Consider the following 21,153-nt stretch of genomic DNA (forward strand, 5'->3'; position numbering starts at 1 on the left):
TCGATATACCCAAGTGCTTTGGGCAAAATCCGGTCAATTTCGCAAGGGTGCCAGTCCTTGGGCATCAGCGTGGTTGATCTACCCGCTCAAGGGTAGGGCAAGCAGGTTATGTCTGCCTGGGGTGGGTTTCATTCCACGGCCTCGCGCATCCATTGTTGCAACTTGGCGATTGAGTGTTCGGACATCACACCGCAGCCTGGATCCAGCACCAGCGGGCCGGGGCGGTAACCACGGGATCTGAGGCCGCGATGCACGGATTCCACAAGCCGGATGTCTTCTTCGACCGTTGTTTCCCTGTCCTGAACGGCCAATTGCCTGATCACCGCGCTTTCCGAACCACCTTCGGTGTACCAACCGCGCCAGACGGTGCAGTGATCCGTGTCACTTGCGCGCCAGTGATATGTGTTCAGCACATTGCCCGGATAGCACTGGAACGAAAACATCGGCCACAGGAACCAAGACTGGTAATCGCCCGCATGAGGCACTGACAGGTCGATAGGGTAGGTCATCTTGTCGAGACTCTGACATTCGGTCGTGTGGCGCAGCACGAAACCGCCGCCTGCATCGGGTTGGATGTCGTAGGTTTCGGGCTTGACGACACCTTCAGCGAATGTCGGGTGGTTGGTCGGACAGTGATAACACTCCGAGTAATTCTCGACGCTGACCTTCCAGTTGCAGTGTTCGGGGATCTCGACCCATTCCAGCGGCTCAAGCTCGTCGACATGCGGGACAAATGTACGGATTTCCTGCCGCACTCCGGGATACCAGTCATCCATCGGGGCTGCGTTGTCGTCGAGATTGACGAAGATGAACCCATTGAAGATTTCGGTCCGGACCGCCGTCAGGCAGATTGCACTGCGGTCAAATCCGGGGACGGATTTGATATTTGGACCCGCGCGCAACTGACCTGACAATTCATAGGTCCAGGCGTGGTATGGGCAGACGACGACGCGGGTGTTTCCTGCGCCCGAGACCATTTCATGCGCGCGGTGCTGGCAGACGTTATAGAAGGTGCGGATTTCGCCGTCGCGGCCGCGAATGCAGAACAGGTTCTGGCCGGCGATCTCAAACGCAAAGTAATCCCCCGTTTCCCGGACCTGCGCGACATGGCCCGCAAACTGCCACGTTCGGGCCAGAAGCCCCTGCATTTCCTGTTCGAAAATCGCAGGGTCGGTATAGTATCGCGCGTCCAGTGAGTGGGTCAGGGGTGCGTTCATTCGGGTTCCTCCGCATAGATGCCAAGCTGATGGCGACGACGATGGAAACGTTCGACGCGTTCGACGATCTCGTCGCTGGATACCGCGATCACGAAAGACAGCAGCGTTTCCAGCAGCGCGATGGTCGAAACGGATGACGGGAAAAACTGCGGGGTATCTGCTGCGACGACAAACCCGTGATGGGCGTTCCGGATCACAGGGCTGGCCGGACTGTCCGAGATACCAATGACAGTCAGGCCCTGCTGACGTGCCAGTTTGACCGCCTCGATCACTTCCGTTCGGTAGGGATGACAGGTGATCGCAATCAGCACGTCCTGCTCATCGGCCCAGGCCAGATCGTCTACCGGGGTTGAACCGGGGCGGGGGATTGCATGAAACTGCTTCATCCCGGTCGAAGCCAGATAAGTAAAGTTGCGCGCGTTGGAGTTGTTGACGCCTACGCCGAGTGTGAAAATCTGGCGAGAATTCCAGATGGCTTCGGCAGCAGATTTCAGGCGGTTCGCGTCGATCCCTGCAAATGTTTCCTCGATATTCCGGATCGCGGCACCGATCATATCGGCATACAGCCCGCCCAATTCACCGGATTTGCCGATGTCCTGAAGCCATCTGGCGCGGTCTGGAAACGACACGCGCCCTTTTCGGATCGCGTCGCGAAAGGGTTCGCGAAAATCTTCGTACCCTTCAAACCCCACTTGCCGCGCCATGCGCACGAATGTGTTGGGCTTGACCTTTGCCGCCTCGGCAATTTCGCGCACGGTTGAAACCCCTACATCCGTAGGGTTTTCCAGAACGTAACGCGCGGCTTTCTGCGCCTCAGGGGTCAGGGCGTCCCACTCTTCGGTCAGGCGATCCAGAACAATTGATGATACATTTGTGTCATTCATGATTGACGATGGTACAAATGTGGAATTAGCCTGTCGAGCAGAAAAGCGACTCGGGAAGAGGAAAATCATGTCCGGGATTGAACTGCCTTCACACGCACGTGTGGTCATCGTCGGAGGCGGCGTCATGGGCGTTGGTCTGGCCTACCATCTAGCCCATGAAGGCTGGGGCGAAGAGACTGTTCTGCTGGAAAAGGCCGAGCTGACCAGCGGCAGTACATGGCATGCGGCAGGGCAGATTACGCATTCAACTTCAAGCTTTGGTCTGGGCAAATGCGTCGATTACAACATCGGCTTGTATTCCGGCCTGCTGGAGGCCGAGACAGGTCAGCCTGTCACGTGGCATGGCTGTGGCTCGTTCCGCCTTGCTTATACCGAGGATGAGATGGACTGGCTGCGCCACACTTTGTCGGTTGGTCGGTCGCTGGGCTTCAATATCGAGCTTGTCGGCCCCGAGAAGGTGGCTGAACTGCATCCGTTTTATAACCTCGAGGGTGTTCTGGGCGCGCTGCACACGCCCGATGACGGCCATGTGGACCCGACCAACGTGACCATGGCGATGGCCGCCGGGGCACGCCAGAAGGGCGTGCGCATTTTCCGCAGCTGCCGGGCGACGAACATCACGCAGGGCGCAAACGGTGAATGGATTGTTGAGACCGAACGGGGAGCCATCATCTGCGAGCATGTGGTGAACGCGGGCGGCACCTACGCGCGCCAGATGGGCGAATGGTCCGGGCTGCAACTGCCGATGACGTCAATGACGCACCATTATTTCGTGACCGAGCCGGTGCCGGAATTCCAGAATCTGGACAAAGAACTGCCGGTGATCCGCGATGACCGCAAAGTCTCGGGTTATATCCGGATGGAGCAGAAGCGTGGCCTGATCGGAATATACGAGAAAGCGAATCCGAACTCGGTCTGGCATGATCACTGCCCTTGGGAGTATGAGAACTGGTTGTTCGACGCGGATTATGACCGGGTAATGCCATGGCTTGAGGAAAGCCTGAACCGGATGCCGATCTTTGCCGAGCTGGGCATTCAGCGCGATGTGCATGGGGCGATTTCGCACCCGCCGGACGGCAACCCCCTGATCGGTCCTGCGCCGGGTGTGCGGAATTACTGGTGTTGTTGCGGGACGCAGATCGGGATCGGCTGGGGCCCGGGTCTGACCCGAGAACTGGCGCGCTGGATGGTGCATGGGGCTGCCGATATCTCGATGCGGGATTTCGATCCGCGCCGCTTTGGCAGCTATGCCACCAAAGACTGGCAAGTGATCAAGGCGGAAGAAGATTATTGCTTACGTCACGAAATCCCGTTTCCACACTTCAATCGAATTGCAGGGCGTCCGATCAAGCCGTCGCCACTGTTTGAGTTGCTGAAGTCTAAAGGCGCGGTACATGAAGAGGTCTATGGCTTCGAACGCCCCCGCTGGTTCGCCCGGGACGGCGTGGAACAGCGCGATCACTATTCCTTCCGCCGCACCCCTGCCGACGACATGGTCGCGGCCGAGGTCAAAGCCGTGCGCGAACGTGTCGGCATCATGGATGTCACCGCCTTCACCAAAGTCGAAGTATCGGGGCCGGATGCCTATACCCTGTTGGATCGGTTGACTGCTAACAGGATGCCGCAAAAGGTTGGCTCGATCACGCTGACCCATATGTTGAACCGTCGTGGCCGGATTGAGTTGGAGACTACGATTGTCCGCATCGCCGAAGACCGCTTCTATCTGGTCTGTGCGGCGTTCTTCGAACAGCGCTTGCTTGATCACCTGGCACATCAGCGCAAGGGTGAAGTTGTGCAAATCACCGCGCTGTCTTCTGATTGGTCGGCCTTGTCGCTGAACGGTCCCCGATCACGCGAAGTTCTGGCGCGCTGTACGGATACCGATCTGAGCAATGCCGGGTTCCGCTGGCTGTCAGCGCAGGAGGTCACAATTGCCGGTCATAAACTCTGGGCGTTTCGCATGTCTTATGCGGGCGAACTGGGTTGGGAACTGCATATGCCTAACGCTGCCTGCCTTGATGTCTACAATGCGCTATGGGCTGCGGGCGAAGCGTATGGCATTGCGGACTATGGCAGCTTTGCCATGAACGTGATGCGGATGGAGAAGGGCTTCAAAGGGGCAGGTGAGCTGACCAACGAGGTCACTCTGGCCGAGGCTGGCGTGCTGCGCTTTGCCCGTACGGACAAGGATTACCTGGGCAAGGACAAGACGTTGAACACCGATCTGCCATGGGTATGTGCCTATCTGCAAGTCGAGCCGGATGGCGAAATTGATGGCCATGGAGGCGAGGCGGTGACGCTGGACGGGCGTGTCATAGGCTCGACAGCTTCGGTCGTATTCGGCCACACGGTCGGTAAGATATTGGCCTTTGCATACATCAAATCCGAAGCAGCAAAAGTGGGAACCGAATTGGAGGTCGTGATTCACGGCAAGCCGCGTTCGGCCCGAGTACTGGATAAGCCCGCCTACGATCCAGACAGCCTGCTGCCCCGCACAGACGCAGTAGTGGAGACCGCCTGATGAGCCTGCCCGCCACAATGAAAGCCATGGTCACGATGGGCCACGGAGGGTTAGAGCAGATAGTTTGGCACGATAAATGGCCGCGTCCTGAACCTGCGGAGGGTGAAGTGCTGATCAAGGTTGCGGCATGTGGCCTGAACAATACGGACGTCAACACGCGGTCGGGTTGGTACTCCAAGACGGTCACAGCCGCAACGACCGGTGGTGCGTTTGAAGAGGTTGGCGAAGAAGATCCCACCTGGGGCGGTAATCCGATCACCTTCCCGCGAATTCAAGGGGCCGATATCTGCGGGCATATCGTTTCCGTCGGCGAAGGTGTTGACCAGGCACGTATTGGCGAGCGTGTCATCACGGATGGCTGGCTGCGCGATCCGGTGGAACCCGACAATATGGACAAGACTGGTTATTTCGGCTCGGAACGGGATGGTGGTTTTGCCGAATACGCGACAACTCTGGCGGTGAATGCTGTGGCAATCACCTCGAACCTGACGGATGCTGAACTGGCAACTTTTTCCTGCTCTTACTCCACCGCCGAAGGCATGTTGACCCGTGCCAATGTGACCGGCGAGGATACGGTTTTGGTTCCAGGTGCTTCCGGCGGTGTGGGCGGCGCGCTTGTGCAACTGGCCAAACGGCGCGGCGCGCGTGTGATCGCGATGGCATCCGAATCCAAACACGCGGACGTGGCCAGGCTTGGCCCTGACGTCATTCTGCCACGCGCTCCTGCGAACCTGCGCGAGGCGCTGGGCGCGGAAAAGATCAGTGTGGTTGCCGATGTCGTAGGCGGGCCATACTGGCCGAACCTGATCGACATATTGGAACGGGGTGGCCATTATACCTGTTCGGGCGCAATTGCAGGCCCGATTGTCGAACTTGATCTGCGTACATTCTACCTGCGCGATCTGACCTTCACCGGTTCGACCGTCATTGACCCTCAGGTCATGAAGAACCTCGTAACATACATCGAGGCCGGTGAGATCAAGCCAGCGCTTGCCGCGACATACCCGCTGGAGGAGCTCCGAGAAGCACAAGCCGCGTTCATCGCCAAAGAGCACACCGGCAACATCGTGGTGATGCCATGACGCTTGATGATGTTCTCGAAGTTGCCCGGCAAATGCACCATGCGCATCCTGATCTGTCTGCGTTCGCGCCTTGGCCGGGTGATCTGACCCCGACGGGGTTGGATCCCGCACCCATTCCCGCAACGAGACTGGTGGCAGCCTTTGACCTAGTTGAAGACGTGCCAACCCGCGACCTGATCGCGGCGGTCAAAGCGACTGCGCATCTGGCACATTGGAAACACACCTACACCGAAAACGAAGTTGGTGCGGATTTCCTGAACCGATACGGCTATTATGAGCTGTTCGGTCCAACCGGACATTTTCACTCGACCCTGCTGCGTGGCTACATCGCGTTTTGGGGGGCTGGCCTGAATTACGATTGGCACAGCCATCAGGCCGAAGAACTCTACCTCGTCCTTGGCGGAGGTGCGTTGTTCAAGGTCGATGGGGACGAAACATATGTTGGTGCCAATCAAACGCGCTTGCACGCAAGTTGGCAAAGTCATGCCATGGTTACCACAGATCAGCCGATCCTGACTTATGTTCTGTGGCGCGGTGAAGGCATGTGTGATCTGCCCCGGATGGATATCGCATGAAGATCAAGGCTATCACTGTATATCACATCGATCTCCCGCTAGAGCATCCATATTGGTTGTCTGGTGGGCGGCTGAAATTCGAAACGCTTGACGCGACAGTCGTGAAAATCGATACCGATGCGGGGTTTGTTGGCTGGGGTGAAGGGACCCCATGGGGCCATACCTATGTGCCCGCACATGGTCCGGGTATCCGCGCCGGAATTGAAACGATGGCGCCGTTCATTCTGGGCCTGGATCCGCGGCGGGTTCTGGATGTGGAACGGGCGATGGATCTTGCCGTGCCCGGGCACCTTTATGCCAAAAGCCCAATTGATATGGCCTGCTGGGATATCGCGGGTCAGGCGGCGGGTGTGCCGATTGCCGATCTGATGGGGGGTGGATCGCGGACACCGCGCCCGATAGCGTCCTCGGTCGGGGCGAAATCCGTCGACGAAACGCGCGCGGTCATAGAGCGGTACCGCCAGCGGGGCTACATCGCCCATTCTGTGAAGATCGGTGGTGACGTTGAACGGGACATCGCGCGTGTTCGCGATGTCGAGAGTATTCGGCGACCCGGCGAGATCGTTCTTTATGATGTCAATCGTGGCTGGACGCGTCAGCAAGCGTTGCGTGTGATGAGCACCTGCGCGGACCTGAATGTCATGTTCGAACAACCTTGTGAGACGCTGGATGACATTGCTGCAATCTCGGGGCTTCACCCGTCACCCGTTTCAGTGGACGAAAGCCTCGTGACTTTGCAGGATGCGGCCCGTATTGCCCGCGATGGTCTGGCTCAGATTTTCGGGATCAAGTTGAACCGCGTCGGCGGGCTGACCAAGGCTGCGCGCATGCGGGATATCGCGCTGGCCCATGGGATAGACATGTTTGTAATGGCCACAGGCGGTACGGTTCTGGCCGATACCGAAGCATTGCATCTGGCCGCGACCATCCCGGATGACAACTGCCTTGCAGTATGGGCCTGTCAGGACATGATCACGGTCGATATTGCCGGTGGGCGTGGGCCTCGGAATGTTGATGGCCATTTGCACCTGCCAGAAGAACCCGGGCTCGGTGTTCATCCGGATGAAAGCACATTGGGTGATCCAGTGGGAGTATACGCTTGAAAATCAACAAGATAACGCTCTGGTCTGTTGATCTGACAAGTCACGAAACGTACCATATGGCTGAAGGCAAGACCTGTGCCACTGTGAAATCCCATGTCCTGAGCCTTGAAACGGACACCGGTCACAGGGGGTGGGGTGAGGTCTGCCCGATCCCGCATTACCTGCCGGCCTATGCGGACGGGGTGCCAGGTGCCATTGCTGAGATGGGGCCCGAAATTCTTGGGATCACCCCTTTTGGTGCAGACTCTCCCATGCGCAAGCTGGACGGGTTTCTGCAAGGGCATCAATACGCGAAATCGATCGTCGATATCGCGCTTTGGGACCTGTTCGGTCAGGCGGCAGGGTTGCCGGTTTATGCGGTGTTGGGTGGGCGAACGCAGGCGGATATGCCGCTCTATCATTCGATCACCTGCATCGCACCGGACGAGATGGCGCGTATTGCCAAATCCGCTTTTCAAACCGGAATCCGGCAGTTTCAGGTCAAGCTGGGTGTCGAGGGAGATTGGCAGGCGGATGCCGAGCGGCTGATCAAAGTGCGCGAAGCCGTGGGAACCGGGCCGTTGGTATATGGTGACTGGAATTGTGGAGCATCGCGATTGCAGGCGACCCGTACCGGGCGTGCGGTGGCACATCTGGACGTGATGTTGGAACAGCCCTGCAAAACGCTGGAAGACTGTGCCGCTGTCCGTCAGGCTACTGGTCTTCCGATGAAAATCGACGAGAGTGCCTTTGATCTTGCCTCGCTTTTGCGTGCGTATGAACTGGGTTGCATGGATGCGGTGGCGCTTAAACTTTCGAAATTCGGCGGATTGTCAGCAATGCGTCGTGCACGGGATCTGACCGTGCATCTGGGTGCCGAGATTTGCGCGGAATGCACATGGGGGTCTGACATTATTACTGCGGCTTCACTTCACTTTGCGGCGTCGACGCCGAAAGGTTCTCTGATGAACACGTGCGACTTGTCGTCTTACGTGGCCCCGCGTCTGTGTCCTGATGCACCAATTCGTGAAAACGGCCGGATTGCTCCGCCCGAAGGTCCGGGTTTAGGTGTTGTGCCGGACCTCGATATCCTTGGCACCCCAATTCTGGAGATCGACTGAGATGCTGAAAATCCAATCACAATCCGAATGGATTGCTCGCGCGAACGAAGTTCTACCCGCCGGGGGGTTTGGCAACTTCGATCCGGGCATCATCATCGCCCGTGGTGAAGGCAGCCGTGTCTGGGACGAGGACGGCAACGAATATGTCGATTACCTGATAGGGTCGGGTCCGATGCTGCTGGGCCATGGCCACCCCGAGGTGATGGAAGCCGTATTGGAACAGTTGCCAAAAGGGATGACGTTTTTTGCAAACAACAGCAAGGGCATCGAATTGGCCGAGGCCATCATCGACGCCGTTCCCTGCTGCGAGCAGGTGCGCTTTGTCGCGTCAGGCGGCGAAGCCGACATGTATGCGATTCGCCTGGCGCGGGCTTATGCCGGGCGCAGCAAGATCCTGAAGTTTGAAGGCGGTTATCACGGTATGAGCGCCGAGGCGCAGATGAGCCTTGCCCCAAGCCGCAGAGTCAATTTCCCGCAGGCAGTTCCCGACAGCGCTGGTATCCCGGACAGCGTGGCCGAGCAAATGCTGATCGCGCCCTTTAACGATCTGGAAGCCGTCGCTGCTTTGCTGGAGGAAAATGACGACGTTGCCGCGATTATGGTCGAGCCTTTGCAACGGATCATTCCGCCAATGCCGGGATATTTGCAAGGCCTTCGAACCCTGTGTGATCAACATGGTGTGTTGCTGATCTTTGATGAGATCGTCACCGGATTCCGGCTGGCTTATGGCGGGGCGCAGGAACGATACGGGGTCAAACCGGATATCTGCACTCTGGGTAAGATCACAGGCGGTGGCTTCCCTCTGGCTGCGCTCGGTGCCAGCGTCGAGATCATGAAGCATTTCGATAAATCGAAGGTCGGGGAAGAAGGTTGGCTGATGCAGTTGGGGACCCTATCAGGGAATCCGGTCGCCTCGGTCGCAGGGCTTAAGACGATGGAGATTCTGCGGCGTGATGGCGCGTACGAGCGTTTGCGCGCAATTGGAAAACACTTGCAGCAGATTCAGACGGACGCCTTGAATGAAGCGGGTATCGCGCATCGGATATGCGGTGACGAGACTTTGTTTGACATCTATTTCACCAACGCCGAGTGCCGCGATTATCGCAGTGCAAACCATGATGATCCACAGCGTAACGCCACTTATAATGCGGTGCTGCGCGCTCATGGAATCTTTAAGTCTCCGGGCAAGCTTTATCCGTCGCTGGCGATCACCGATGCGGATTTGGATCAGACACGCATCGCCGTCCGTCACGCCGTTGATGCGATTTCCTGAAGGTTGGATGTATACAACGTAAACGGGTCGCTGTTGAGTTCAACAGCGACCCGCTACCTTTGGAAGTCGGGGGTCAGCCTCGCCCCCTCGAATACTGATTAAATCACCGGCAATCTGAAAACTTTTCGATACTTTCGAGACTGACCCGACTTCCTCATCGGTATGTCACTTTAATGCCCGAGAATCTCGGCGGTCACAGTGATCAAGTTCACACTGCCTTAAATTAATTTGAATTTTTCCAATCGAAAAAACCCGGACCTGCCTGTTCCAACAGGTCTGCCGCCATCGCGCGGGCCATTTCCGGCCCGTCTTTGATGGAACCGGTCACATCTCTGTTCACGGTTTCCGATCCATCTGGGCGCAGGACTTCGCCGCGCAGCCTTAAGTTGTCTCCGTCCAGTTCTGCCAGACCAGCGATCGGAGTTTCGCAAGATCCGTCCAGCGCGGCCAGCAAGGCGCGTTCAGCGGCCAGCCGCCATCCTGTTTCCGTGTGATGAATCGCTTCAAGCATTTCAGCCGCGCGCATATCGTTGCTGCGCCGTTCGATGCCAATGGTACCCTGTGCAATCGCGGGCAGCATGTCATCCGGAGAAATGGCGCTGGCTGGAATCTCGTCCATGCCCAGACGGCGAATGCCAGCCATGGCCAGAAAAGTGCAATCCGCGACACCGGCTTCCAGCTTTTTCAGCCGCGTCTGCACGTTCCCGCGAAACTCAACCACTTTCAGGTCCGGCCGCCGGTTCAGCAGCTGTGCCCGGCGCCGTAAAGACGAGGTGCCGACGACGGCCCCTTCAGGCAGATCGTGGATCGAGTTAAGGCGCGGCGAGATGAAAGCGTCACGCACATCCTCGCGCGGAAGGAATGTGTCCAGAACCAGCCCTTCGGGCTGCTCAACAGGCATGTCTTTCGTTGAATGCACGGCGATATCGATTTCGGCGCGCAACATCGCCTCTTCGATTTCCTTGGTGAACAGGCCCTTGTTGCCGATTTCCTTCAGGGGACGATCCGCATCGATCATGGCGCGATTGTCGCCAGTTGTTTTGATCACGACGATTTCAAAGGCCGCTTCGGGCAGATCGAAGGCATCGCTCAGACGTTGGCGCGTTTCATAGGCCTGAGCCAGAGCCAGCGGCGAACCACGAGTGCCGATTCTGAGGGGCGATGCGGGGGTGGGCAGGGTCAAAGTCATGTGCACAGCTTTAGTCGCGTCACATTGCCCTGACAATGGGGGCTGAGCTTGACAAATTGCCGCCGAAGGACGACCCGTTGCGAAAACCGGAAGACTGGGGGCGAAAATGGCCGAAACAAAGAAACTGCTGCGGGCGCTGGCGGGCGAAGTACAGGATGTGCCGCCAATCTGGATGATGCGCCAGGCGGGTCGGTATCTGCCGGAATACCGGGCTACCCGTGCCCAGGCTGGGGATTTTCTGTCATTATGCTATAACCCGGAACTGGCCGCCGAAGTCACATTGCAGCCAATCCGGCGCTATGGGTTTGATGCTGCGATCCTGTTTGCCGATATCCTGCTGGTACCGCAGGCGCTGGGTGCGGATTTATGGTTCGTGACCGGTGAAGGCCCACGTTTATCGACTATCACGCGGCAAGCGGAGTTTGATGCGCTGAAACCGGTTGACGCGATTCATGAGACATTGTCGCCCGTTTATGAAACGGTTCGGATCCTGTCGCGAGAATTGCCGTCTGAGACCGCGTTGATCGGGTTTGCCGGCGCGCCCTGGACAGTCGCGACTTACATGATCGCCGGGCGTGGAACACCCGATCAGGGACCAGCTCACGCTCTGCGAGAAAGCGATACTGTTTTATTCGAGGCGCTGCTGGATCGCATCACGGCCGCAACAATCGAGTATCTGTCGGCTCAGATCGACGCCGGGGCTGAGGTGGTCAAGATTTTCGACAGCTGGGCGGGTTCCCTGAAAGGTGAGGCGTTTCGCAGATACGCTGTGGAACCATGCCGTGTGATTACGCAGGCCATCAAGGAGCGTCATCCCGGCATTCCGGTGATTGGTTTCCCGCGCGAGGCGGGGGAGGGGTATATTGGATTTGCCAAGACGACTGGCGTGGATTGCGTCGCGCTGGACAACTCGGTGTCGCCCGATTGGGCCGCCAGACATGTACAGATTGATGGTTGTGTACAGGGAAACCTGGCCTCGTCGCATATGGTGACCGGTGGACAGGCTCTGGTGGACGAAACGCGGCGGATTGTCGAGGCGTTCTCGAACGGGCCACACATCTTCAACCTGGGTCATGGGATCACGCCGGATGCCGATCCTGAGAATGTTCAGTTGATGATCGATACGGTGCGCGGGCGGTAGTCAGATTAAAGGGGGCCAGCCCCCTTCTTGGCCTGCGGCCAATTCATCCCCCGGGATATTTTGCGCCAGATGAAGTGCGGATCAGCTCAGGCTGTCGAGCTCTGCGAGGATGTCCTTGGTATGCTCGCCGCGTATGGGACTGGGTTTCGGGGTCCAGTCATGACCTGAAAACCGTGGGGCGGCGGCGGCCTGAAATGCGCCGTCAAAATCCTGCCAGCAGTTGCGATGGGTGTTCATCGGGTGTGAGCGGGCTTCGTCCGGGCTGAGAACAGGAGCAACGCAGGCATCTGTTCCGCGAAACAGGGCCTCCCAATGGTCGCGCGGTTGACTGGCGAAGATGTCGGTTAGACGGCGTGAAAGCGAAGGCCACAGATCTCGGTCGTATTGCCGCTGAAACTCGGTATCGTTTGTGAGGCCCAGTAAGTTCAGAAATTGCATGTAGAATTTTGGTTCGAGGCATTGAACGGAAATAAAACCACCGCAGGCGCAGGCGTAGGTGCTGCTCCAGTGGGGACCGTCCAACAGGCTTTGACCCCGGGTTTCAGACAGGTTGCCGGTTTGGCGCATTGTCATCAATAGGTTCATCATATGGGCCGAGCCGTCATAGATTGCCGCGTCAACGACGGTACCTACACCGGTGCGTTGCGCATTGATGAGCCCTGCCAGAACGCCTGCCACAAGATACATGGCCCCACCGCCGATATCACCCACCAAAGTTGGCGGGGTCTGCGGTTCTTGGCCGGGACGTGATGCATACCAGAGCGCCCCGGACAGGGCGATGTAATTCAGGTCATGCCCAGCCGTGTCGGCCAGCGGGCTATCCTGCCCCCAGCCCGTCATGCGCCCATAGACCAGTTTTGGATTGCGGGTCAGGCAGACATCGGGCCCGAGCCCCAGTTTTTCCATCACACCAGGGCGGAATCCTTCGATCAGCGCATCGGCTGTGTCAATAAGGCGAAGCGCGGTCTCCAGATCATTGGCGTCCTTCAGATCAAGTGCGATGGATCTTTTGCCCCGATCCAGCAGGGAACGTTCCGGCATGCCCGGTGTCGTGGCGCCCCCTTTGCGATGGATTGTTATCACGTCAGCGCCAAGATCTGCCAGAAACATGGCTCCAAACGGGCCGGGACCCAGACCTTCAAGTTCGAAAACACGTATTCCGTTCAGCATCAGGGCCCTCCATTCCCGGCAGAGTTTGCTGGCTGGTGTCGGGATTGCAAGCCGGATGATTGCTGGCGCGGGCGGTCTTCCTTTTGGCAGTTGTTCATCACATGGTGCGGAATGGGCCTGTTATCCCTGTGTTCGGGGCGATAGGGTTTGGGCCAGAACGGGGAGCGGATATGACGACCATTTTATCCATCAGAGATCTGCGCAAATCCTACGCCGATGGGTTCGAGGCGCTGAAAGGTGTGTCTCTGGACATTGAAGAAGGCGAAATTCTTGCGCTTCTGGGGCCGAATGGGGCGGGAAAAACCACTCTGATCTCGACGATCTGTGGAATAACCACGCCAACATCCGGCACGGTCTCAGTCGGCGGGCACGACATTCAGTCGGACTATCGCGCAGCGCGCAGGATGATCGGGCTTGTCCCGCAAGAGATCGCGCTGGAACCGTTTGAAAAGGTCTGGAACACAGTTCGGCTGTCACGCGGGTTGTTTGGGCTGGGCAAAGACAACGCCCGGATAGAGGACATTCTGCGCAAGCTCTCGCTATGGGACAAGCGCAAGAACCCCATCAAGGAGTTGTCGGGCGGCATGAAACGCCGCGTGCTGATCGCCAAGGCCTTGGCGCATGAACCACGGGTTTTGTTTCTGGATGAACCGACGGCAGGTGTGGATGTCGAGCTGCGCAAGGATATGTGGGAAATCGTGGCCGAGCTGAAACGGGACGGTGTCACCATCATTCTGACCACCCACTACATCGAAGAGGCAGAAGCCATCGCGGATCGCGTCGGCGTCATCGACAAGGGTGAGTTGCTTTTGGTGCAGGACAAAGACACGCTTATGGCGCAGATGGGCAAAAAGCAGATTGTCGTCATGCTCACCGAGCCAATCGCCAAGATTCCCGATGATTTGGCCAGCCACAATCTGACCCTCAACGGCGCGGGGGATAGCCTGATCTATACCTACGATACCCATGCGGATCGCACGGGGATAACGACCCTGTTGAATGACGTGTCGCAGGCCGGACTGGTGTTGCGCGATGTGCAGACACGGCAATCGAGCCTGGAGGAGATATTTGTCAATCTGGTATCCGGAGAGGCGGCATGAACTGGACCGCAATCGCTGCAATCTACCGGTTCGAAATGGCCCGCTTCTTTCGCACCCTGGCGCAAAGCTTCCTGTCACCGGTTCTTTCCACTTCGCTGTATTTCGTGGTATTTGGCACCGCCATCGGCAGTCGAGTTCAGGAGGTCGAGGGTGTATCCTACGGCGCGTTCATCGTCCCGGGCTTGATCATGCTGTCTGTGGTGATGCTTTCGATCTCGAACGCGTCTTTCGGAATTTATTTCCCAAAGTTTCTGGGCACCATCTACGAGCTGTTGTCGGCGCCGGTGAATTTTATCGAAATCGTGATTGGGTATGTCGGTGCGGCGGCCACCAAAGCGCTGTTCGTGGGGTTGGTCATTCTGGCCACGTCGACCTTTTTCGTCGACATACGGATCGAACATCCCTTTGCCATGGCGGCGTTCTTGATCCTGTCATGTCTCAGCTTCTCGTTGCTGGGTTTTATCATCGGGATATGGGCCAGTAATTTTGAACAGATGTCATTGGTGCCGCAGCTTGTGGTCACGCCGCTTATCTTCCTTGGCGGTACGTTTTATTCAATCTCGATGCTGCCGCCTCTGTGGCAGACGATCACGTTGTTCAATCCGGTCGTCTATCTGATTTCGGGGTTTCGCTGGTCGTTTTTCGGGCTTGCGGATGTGCCCATTGCCCTGAGTTTGCTGGCCATCATAGCCTTTACCGGGGTGTGTCTGGCGGTCATTGGCTGGATCTTCAAAACCGGCTGGCGCATTCGCAGCTAACCCACGCCGGTGCGTTGCATTTTTGCCCATCGAGTGTGTGAATCTGGTTCACGTCGCGTTCAAGGTTCGAAGAGTCCCTTGTTTACGGGATGGCGGCACTCTACATCGGCACCCATGAAGCTCAGCCTGCCGTTCGTCAAAAAACATCCCTGTGTGGCCATCGTCCGCCTGTCCGGCGCCATTGGAATGGCCGGGCGCGGGTCCTTGAATGACGCCACGCTGGCGCCGGTTCTCGAGAAAGCCTTTCGCAAGGGAAAACCTGCGGCCGTGGCGCTTGAGATCAATTCACCGGGCGGATCCCCTGTCCAAAGTTCAATGATCGGTGCGCGCATTCGGCGTTTGTCCGAAGAACTGGACGTGCCGGTCATCGCTTTTGTCGAAGACGTCGCTGCATCCGGTGGGTATTGGCTGGCCGCCGCAGCGGATGAGATCTGGGCCGATGACAGTTCCGTGCTGGGATCGATCGGTGTGATCTCGGCTGGGTTTGGCGCGCATGTCTTTCTGGCGCGGCAAGGGTTTGAGCGGCGGGTTCATACCGCTGGGAAATCGAAGTCCATGCTCGACCCGTTTTCACCAGAAAAGAAAGAGGACGTAGCCCGCCTGCAAGGGTTGTTGGGTGATATCCACGAGAATTTCATTGCGCATGTCAAAGATCGGCGCGGGGACAAGCTGAATCAGGAAACTGATCTGTTCACGGGCGAGGTCTGGCTGGCGCGTCGCGCGCAGGAACTGGGGCTGATCGACGGCATCGCCCATCTGAAGCCAAAGATGCAGGACCGTTTCGGTGACAAGGTCAAATTCCGCCGCTATGGCGTGAAAAAACCGATCTGGACCCGGTTTGGGACCAGCCTGGCGCAGGACGCTATTGCAGGATTAGAGGAGCGGGCAGCCTACGCGCGTTTCGGTTTGTGACGTGATCGTAAAGGCTGTCACTCTTTTTCTGATCGCTATGGGCGTATTGGCAATGTTCGGCAAGTTGCGGTTTCCCGGGCAGAAAAAGCTGAGCTCGGCAAAATGTCCGCGATGCGGTCGGTATCGCATCGGAAAGGGCCCCTGTACCTGTGAAAAAGGAGGCCGGGCTTGATCACCACGTGGCTGCTGTCTGGTCTTGGCTTGTTGATCCTGTTGCTGGCAGGCGATGCCTTGGTGCGTGGCGCAGTGAACCTGAGTCTGCGTTTAGGTGTCCCGGCTCTGATCGTCAGTCTTACGATTGTGGCCTTCGGCACGTCCGCGCCCGAGTTGTTGATTGCTATCAGCGCCGTCAAGGAACACGCACCGGGTATCGCGCTGGGCAATGTTGTCGGATCAAACACGGCCAACATCCTGTTGGTTCTTGGCCTTCCAGCGATGCTGGCAACGATCCACACCAGCGAGTGCGACAGCCGTAGGAACTATGCCTTCATGCTGATGGCGACGGCCTTGTTCATAGGGTTGGCGTTTTGTGGAACATTCACCGTCGTCAGCGGCCTGATCCTGCTGGCGGCTTTGGGCCTGGTTCTGATGAATGCCTTTCGTGAAGCAAAGGCGCACCGCAAGGCCTGTGGGGAAGCCTGTGCCGATGACGACGACCTTGAAGGCCTGGAAGAAGCCGATCCTGACATGCCTTACTGGAAGGTATCGGTTTACCTGATCCTAGGCCTTGTAGGCCTTCCAATGGGGGCGCACCTGCTGGTGGAAAATGCGACGGTCATCGCCCGGACCTATGGTGTCAGTGAGACGGTTATCGGTCTGACCCTGATTGCGGTTGGAACGTCTTTACCCGAACTGGCAACAACCGTCATGGCCGCGTTGCGCCGGCAGGCCGATGTTGCCCTAGGCAACGTGATCGGATCGAACATGTTCAATCTTCTGGCCATTATCGGGATCGCAACCTGGTTCGGGCGTATCCCGGTTGATCCCGGTTTCCTGTATTTTGACCTTTGGGTCATGCTGGGCGCTTCGCTGCTTCTGGTTCCCTTTGTTGTTTTCAAGCAGGATATCTCTCGCGTTTGGGGTCTGGTACTGACCTTCCTTTATGCGATTTATATCACTGTATTGCTGGTGTGATCTGACAAAACGAGGTGAAGCATGACCCGAGCTTTAGTGACCGGTGCCGGTATTCGTCTGGGTCGGGCCATGGCGCTTTTTCTGGCGGGTCGCGGATATGATGTCGCCGTTCACTATGCGTCCTCAGAACGCCCCGCGCACGAGACTGTGGCGGAGGTTCAGGCATTGGGCCGACGGTCGGTGGCCTTGCAGGCTGATCTGCTGGACGAGGCACAGGTGCAGGACCTGCTGCCCAAAGCAGCCGAGGCTCTGGGCGGGCCGATCACCTGTCTGGTGAACAACGCCTCAATCTTTGAATATGACAGTGTTCACACCGCGACCCGTCAAAGCTGGGACCGCCATCTCGACAGCAATCTGCGCGCACCGTTCGTTTTGACCCAAGCCATGGCCGGGCAGGGGCTGGCCCCGGACACAGACGAAAATGGCGAACCCCTTGCGACCGGTCTGATCATCAACATGGTGGACATGCGTGTACGCAAGCTGACACCCGAGTTCATGTCTTACACCATTGCCAAAATGGGGCTATGGACGCTGACCCGTACCTCGGCACAGGCGCTGTCCCCGGCAATCCGGGTCAATGCCATTGGGCCTGGCCCGACGGTACAGGGGCATCGTCAAAGCGCCGAGCATTTCCAGGCGCAACGATCGAATACTGTTCTGGAACGCGGGTCAAATCCATCGGATATCACTGCCGCATTGGGGTTTTTTCTGGATGCGCACGCGGTAACGGGACAACTGATATGCGTGGATGGCGGTCAGCACCTGGGGTGGAAAACACCGGATGTTCTGGGTGTGGAATGAGCATTTCCGCTGCAAGTTTTGCACCGCGCACGTTCATGTTACCTACGTGTTACAAAAATGTCTTTTTTTTCATACACTTGCTAAATGCTTGAAAAAATAACTATCAAAATCAATAGCTTGATAATGTGCCTATTTTTTGTGCAGGTTGATGAAGTGGTAATGAAACAAGGGAAATTCTAAGACTGTGAAAACTTATCTTCACACTTATCCACAGGAATCGTGGATTTGTTTTCTCTTGATCTGAGGCCCGCAAGATTGCAGCCAGTAAAAGAGAATCATATCGGAAACCCATGACTACCCACAGTGAATCGTCCCCGACCGGTTATGCCTGCATTCAGCGTTACGCAAAGACGCTGGACAGCTCACCGGGGGTGTACAGGATGCTGGATGCCGAAAGCCGGGTTTTATACGTGGGCAAAGCGCGAAACCTGAAGGCGCGGGTATCGAACTATGCAAGGCCGGGTCATTCGGGCCGGATCGAGAAGATGATTGCCTCGACCGCTTCGATGATGTTTCTGACGACAAGAACCGAAACCGAGGCGCTGCTGCTGGAGCAGAACCTGATCAAGCAGCTTAAACCGAAATACAATGTGCTGCTGCGGGACGACAAAAGCTTTCCAAACATCCTGGTCGCCAAGGATCATGACTTTCCTCAGATCAAGAAACACCGCGGGGCCAAGAAGGAAAAAGGCGCCTATTTCGGGCCGTTTGCCAGCGCGGGTGCTGTAAACCGCACGTTGAACCAGCTGCAAAAGGCATTCCTGCTGCGGAACTGTTCGGATTCCATGTTTGACAGCCGTACGCGGCCCTGTTTGCTCTATCAGATCAAACGGTGCTCGGGGCCGTGTGTCGGTTTGATTTCGGAACAGGATTACAGTGAAAGCGTAAAGGATGCAGAACGTTTCCTGTCGGGGCGCTCGACCAAGGTGCAAGAGGAACTGGCTGAACAGATGATGGCCGCGTCCGAGGCCATGGAGTTCGAACGCGCCGCCGGTCTGCGCGACCGTATCCGTGCGCTGACGCAGGTTCAAACTTCACAGGGTATCAATCCGCGCGGTGTAACCGAGGCGGATGTGATCGGTCTTTATATGGACAGCGGGCAGGCCTGTGTTCAGGTATTCTTCATCCGTGCCAACCAGAACTGGGGCAACAAGGATTTTTACCCGCGTGTAGGACCAGATGTATCTCCGGCCGAGGTGATGGAAGCTTTCCTTGGTCAGTTCTACGACAACAAGGAACCGCCGCGGCAGTTGATTTTGTCGGACGGGATCGAAAACGCTGATCTGATGCAGGAAGCTTTGACGGAAAAAGCTGGTCGTAAGGTCGAGCTTCTCGTGCCGCAGCGTGGGGAGAAACAGGAACTGGTTGCAGGCGCATTGCGCAATGCGCGAGAGTCTCTGGCCCGGCGCATGTCGGAAAGCGCGACACAGGCCAAGTTGCTGCGCGGTGTGGCCGAGGCATTTGATCTGGACGGCCCGCCCGGTCGAATCGAAGTTTACGACAACTCTCATATTCAGGGCACCAACGCAGTTGGCGGCATGATCGTGGCAGGGCCCGACGGGTTCATGAAAAACGCCTATCGCAAGTTCAATATTCGTGGCGATGACCTGACACCGGGTGATGATTTTGGCATGATGAAAGAGGTTTTGAACCGTCGCTTCACCCGCCTGCAAAAAGAAGATCCGGACCGGGACAAAGGGCTTTGGCCCGACCTGCTGCTGATCGATGGCGGTGCCGGACAGGTCAGCGCCGCGCACGAGATCATGCAGGCCCACGGGGTCGACGACATTCCGATGGTCGGTGTTGCCAAAGGGGTCGACCGTGACCACGGCAAGGAAGAGTTTCACCGGATCGGCCGGCGCCCTTTTGCGCTGAAACGCAACGATCCCGTCTTGTACTTTGTTCAACGGCTAAGGGACGAAGCGCACCGTTTTGCCATTGGTACCCATCGTGCGAAACGCGCCAAGGCCGTTGGTGCCACGCCGCTGGATGAAATTCCGGGCGTTGGGGCTGCACGCAAGCGCGCCTTACTGACTCACTTCGGCAGCGCCAAAGCGGTAAGCCGGGCCAATCTGGCGGACCTGAAAGCGGTCGAGGGAATCTCGGCCGGGTTGGCTCAGAAAGTCTATGATTTCTTCCACGACAAGGGTTAGACCTGTCGCCCCCGCCACAGGATATAGAGGCCCGAAGCCACAATAAGCGCGCTGCCGACCCACATAGTACGGTCCAGGCTTTCGCCGAACAGGGCGATACCCAACCCGATACCGAACAGCAGTCGCGTATAGCGGAACGGGGTCACGGCAGACACTTCACCCGTGCGCATTGCGTTCATGAGCGCGGCATAGGCCATGACGCCCATCAGAACCGCGCCCGTCAGATGCAGGCTGGTGTGCAGGCTAACCGGTGCCACGGGCGCGCCTTCCCACATCCGATATGCAAGGCCCGCGACGATAATGCTGAGGAAACCATAAAACCCCAGTACTTCGGTTCCAAGGGTCGCAGGGGCCGCGCGGCTGGCCAGATCACGCCCTGCGAACCCTAACATACCCAGCACGGCCAGCATCGACAGTAGTGAAAAACTGTCCCCGGTCGGTTGCAGAATAATGACGACTCCGATCATACCGACAAAAATCGCGCTCCATCGCCGCCAACCAACCGCTTCACCAAAGAATAACGCCGCGCCCGCGACCACAACCAACGGCGTCGCTTGCAGGATCACCGTGGCCGAGGACAAGGGCGTCAATGCGATGGCGAGCACATAGAACAGCCGACCAAAGACTTCGAACAGCACCCTAACTTTCATCGGGCGGGAGAGAACGTCTGGGTGTATCAGACGTTTTCCACGAGCCGACGCCAGCGCGGCAAAGATTATGGACCCACCCGTCCCGAACAGCACCAGTACCTGCCAGATCGGAAGTGCGGAGGATGCTGCTTTCAGCAACGCATCCTCCAGCGCAAAGCCCGCCATTGCCGCCACCATCCACAGGCTGCCGACCATGTTCGACCGGGCGTCGGTTTGAATATGCGCTGTCATCCTGTACGTTCCGCTTTGCAGTCGACGGATAATCTGACCGCAAAGACGTGAAACGCCAAGTGCACGAGGCGCAAAGCGTCGGACCTGCGGCGCTTTGACCAAGCTGTTGTGAGTGATGTAGTTTTTTACCGGTTTGTCTTTTCTGTCTTGAACCGTCGA

Annotated in this window: 18 protein-coding genes; 13 read left to right on the top strand and 5 right to left on the bottom strand. The window is 57.5% G+C overall.

Annotated elements, in window-relative coordinates:
• Window positions 1–128 precede the first annotated feature (128 nt).
• On the bottom strand, window positions 129–1,217 hold the full coding sequence (locus ACR0AP_RS09995) for an aromatic ring-hydroxylating oxygenase subunit alpha (protein WP_480506623.1): 1,089 nt from the start codon (window positions 1,215–1,217) through the stop codon (window positions 129–131).
• Complete coding sequence (locus ACR0AP_RS10000) at window positions 1,214–2,101, bottom strand: MurR/RpiR family transcriptional regulator (RefSeq protein ID WP_480506624.1); 888 nt, start codon at window positions 2,099–2,101, stop codon at window positions 1,214–1,216. The genes ACR0AP_RS09995 and ACR0AP_RS10000 overlap by 4 nt, the downstream gene beginning before the upstream one ends.
• Window positions 2,102–2,168: 67 nt before the next feature.
• On the opposite strand from ACR0AP_RS10000, the gene ACR0AP_RS10005 reads away from it, so the two are divergent.
• From ACR0AP_RS10005 to ACR0AP_RS10030, 6 genes are read left to right on the top strand one after another with little or no spacing between them, the layout of a single operon-like run.
• Window positions 2,169–4,622 carry an FAD-dependent oxidoreductase gene (locus ACR0AP_RS10005; protein WP_480506625.1) on the top strand — a complete coding sequence of 818 codons (2,454 nt, stop codon included), beginning with the start codon at window positions 2,169–2,171 and terminating at the stop codon, window positions 4,620–4,622.
• Window positions 4,622–5,704, top strand: coding sequence for an alcohol dehydrogenase family protein (locus tag ACR0AP_RS10010; RefSeq protein WP_480506626.1), 1,083 nt, complete (start codon window positions 4,622–4,624; stop codon window positions 5,702–5,704). The genes ACR0AP_RS10005 and ACR0AP_RS10010 overlap by 1 nt, the downstream gene beginning before the upstream one ends.
• Window positions 5,701–6,279 carry a dimethylsulfonioproprionate lyase family protein gene (locus ACR0AP_RS10015; RefSeq protein ID WP_480506627.1) on the top strand — a complete coding sequence of 193 codons (579 nt, stop codon included), beginning with the start codon at window positions 5,701–5,703 and terminating at the stop codon, window positions 6,277–6,279. The genes ACR0AP_RS10010 and ACR0AP_RS10015 overlap by 4 nt, the downstream gene beginning before the upstream one ends.
• Window positions 6,276–7,382 carry a mandelate racemase/muconate lactonizing enzyme family protein gene (locus ACR0AP_RS10020; RefSeq protein WP_480506628.1) on the top strand — a complete coding sequence of 369 codons (1,107 nt, stop codon included), beginning with the start codon at window positions 6,276–6,278 and terminating at the stop codon, window positions 7,380–7,382. Before ACR0AP_RS10015 ends, ACR0AP_RS10020 begins: the two co-directional genes overlap by 4 nt.
• Window positions 7,379–8,482 (top strand): mandelate racemase/muconate lactonizing enzyme family protein, encoded by a 1,104-nt coding sequence (locus tag ACR0AP_RS10025; RefSeq protein WP_480506630.1) that lies wholly within the window; start codon window positions 7,379–7,381, stop codon window positions 8,480–8,482. The genes ACR0AP_RS10020 and ACR0AP_RS10025 overlap by 4 nt, the downstream gene beginning before the upstream one ends.
• Window position 8,483: 1 nt before the next feature.
• Window positions 8,484–9,755, top strand: a complete 1,272-nt coding sequence (locus ACR0AP_RS10030) for an aspartate aminotransferase family protein (RefSeq protein ID WP_480506632.1) — start codon at window positions 8,484–8,486, stop codon at window positions 9,753–9,755.
• A gap of 223 nt (window positions 9,756–9,978) precedes the next feature.
• Here the strand turns inward: ACR0AP_RS10030 and hemC are convergent, their stop codons facing one another.
• The gene (gene hemC / locus ACR0AP_RS10035; protein ID WP_480506634.1) at window positions 9,979–10,944 is read right to left on the bottom strand and encodes a hydroxymethylbilane synthase; all 966 of its coding nucleotides are present in this window, start codon (window positions 10,942–10,944) and stop codon (window positions 9,979–9,981) included.
• Window positions 10,945–11,050: 106 nt separating this feature from the next.
• Here hemC and hemE point away from each other — a divergent pair, with 106 nt between their 5' ends.
• A complete protein-coding gene (hemE, locus tag ACR0AP_RS10040) occupies window positions 11,051–12,085 on the top strand; it encodes a uroporphyrinogen decarboxylase (protein ID WP_480506635.1) in 1,035 nt (344 codons plus the stop codon).
• Between the two features lie 81 nt (window positions 12,086–12,166).
• Here hemE and ACR0AP_RS10045 read toward each other — a convergent pair whose 3' ends face one another.
• Window positions 12,167–13,255 carry a CaiB/BaiF CoA transferase family protein gene (locus tag ACR0AP_RS10045; RefSeq protein WP_480506636.1) on the bottom strand — a complete coding sequence of 363 codons (1,089 nt, stop codon included), beginning with the start codon at window positions 13,253–13,255 and terminating at the stop codon, window positions 12,167–12,169.
• Window positions 13,256–13,425: 170 nt separating this feature from the next.
• On the opposite strand from ACR0AP_RS10045, the gene ACR0AP_RS10050 reads away from it, so the two are divergent.
• The 6 genes from ACR0AP_RS10050 to uvrC all read left to right on the top strand — a co-directional run bounded on the left by ACR0AP_RS10050 (window position 13,426) and on the right by uvrC (window position 20,113).
• Window positions 13,426–14,355: an ABC transporter ATP-binding protein gene (locus ACR0AP_RS10050; protein ID WP_480486548.1), complete on the top strand. Its 930-nt coding sequence runs from the start codon at window positions 13,426–13,428 to the stop codon at window positions 14,353–14,355.
• Entirely contained in the window at window positions 14,352–15,113 is a 762-nt protein-coding gene (locus ACR0AP_RS10055) for an ABC transporter permease (RefSeq protein ID WP_480506637.1), read from the top strand. Before ACR0AP_RS10050 ends, ACR0AP_RS10055 begins: the two co-directional genes overlap by 4 nt.
• A 114-nt stretch (window positions 15,114–15,227) precedes the next feature.
• Window positions 15,228–16,025, top strand: a complete 798-nt coding sequence (locus ACR0AP_RS10060) for a S49 family peptidase (protein WP_480474918.1) — start codon at window positions 15,228–15,230, stop codon at window positions 16,023–16,025.
• A gap of 171 nt (window positions 16,026–16,196) precedes the next feature.
• Complete coding sequence (locus tag ACR0AP_RS10065; protein ID WP_480506816.1) at window positions 16,197–17,159, top strand: calcium/sodium antiporter; 963 nt, start codon at window positions 16,197–16,199, stop codon at window positions 17,157–17,159.
• A 21-nt stretch (window positions 17,160–17,180) separates the two neighbouring features.
• Entirely contained in the window at window positions 17,181–17,960 is a 780-nt protein-coding gene (locus ACR0AP_RS10070; RefSeq protein ID WP_480506638.1) for an SDR family oxidoreductase, read from the top strand.
• A gap of 290 nt (window positions 17,961–18,250) precedes the next feature.
• Entirely contained in the window at window positions 18,251–20,113 is a 1,863-nt protein-coding gene (uvrC, locus tag ACR0AP_RS10075) for an excinuclease ABC subunit UvrC (protein ID WP_480506640.1), read from the top strand.
• On the opposite strand, the gene ACR0AP_RS10080 is transcribed toward uvrC, so the two are convergent.
• On the bottom strand, window positions 20,110–20,994 hold the full coding sequence (locus ACR0AP_RS10080) for a DMT family transporter (protein ID WP_480506642.1): 885 nt from the start codon (window positions 20,992–20,994) through the stop codon (window positions 20,110–20,112). The two genes, uvrC and ACR0AP_RS10080, sit on opposite strands and share 4 nt — an antisense overlap.
• Between the last annotated feature and the right edge of the window lie 159 nt (window positions 20,995–21,153).

Source organism: Ruegeria sp. AF7, from assembly GCF_056541885.1.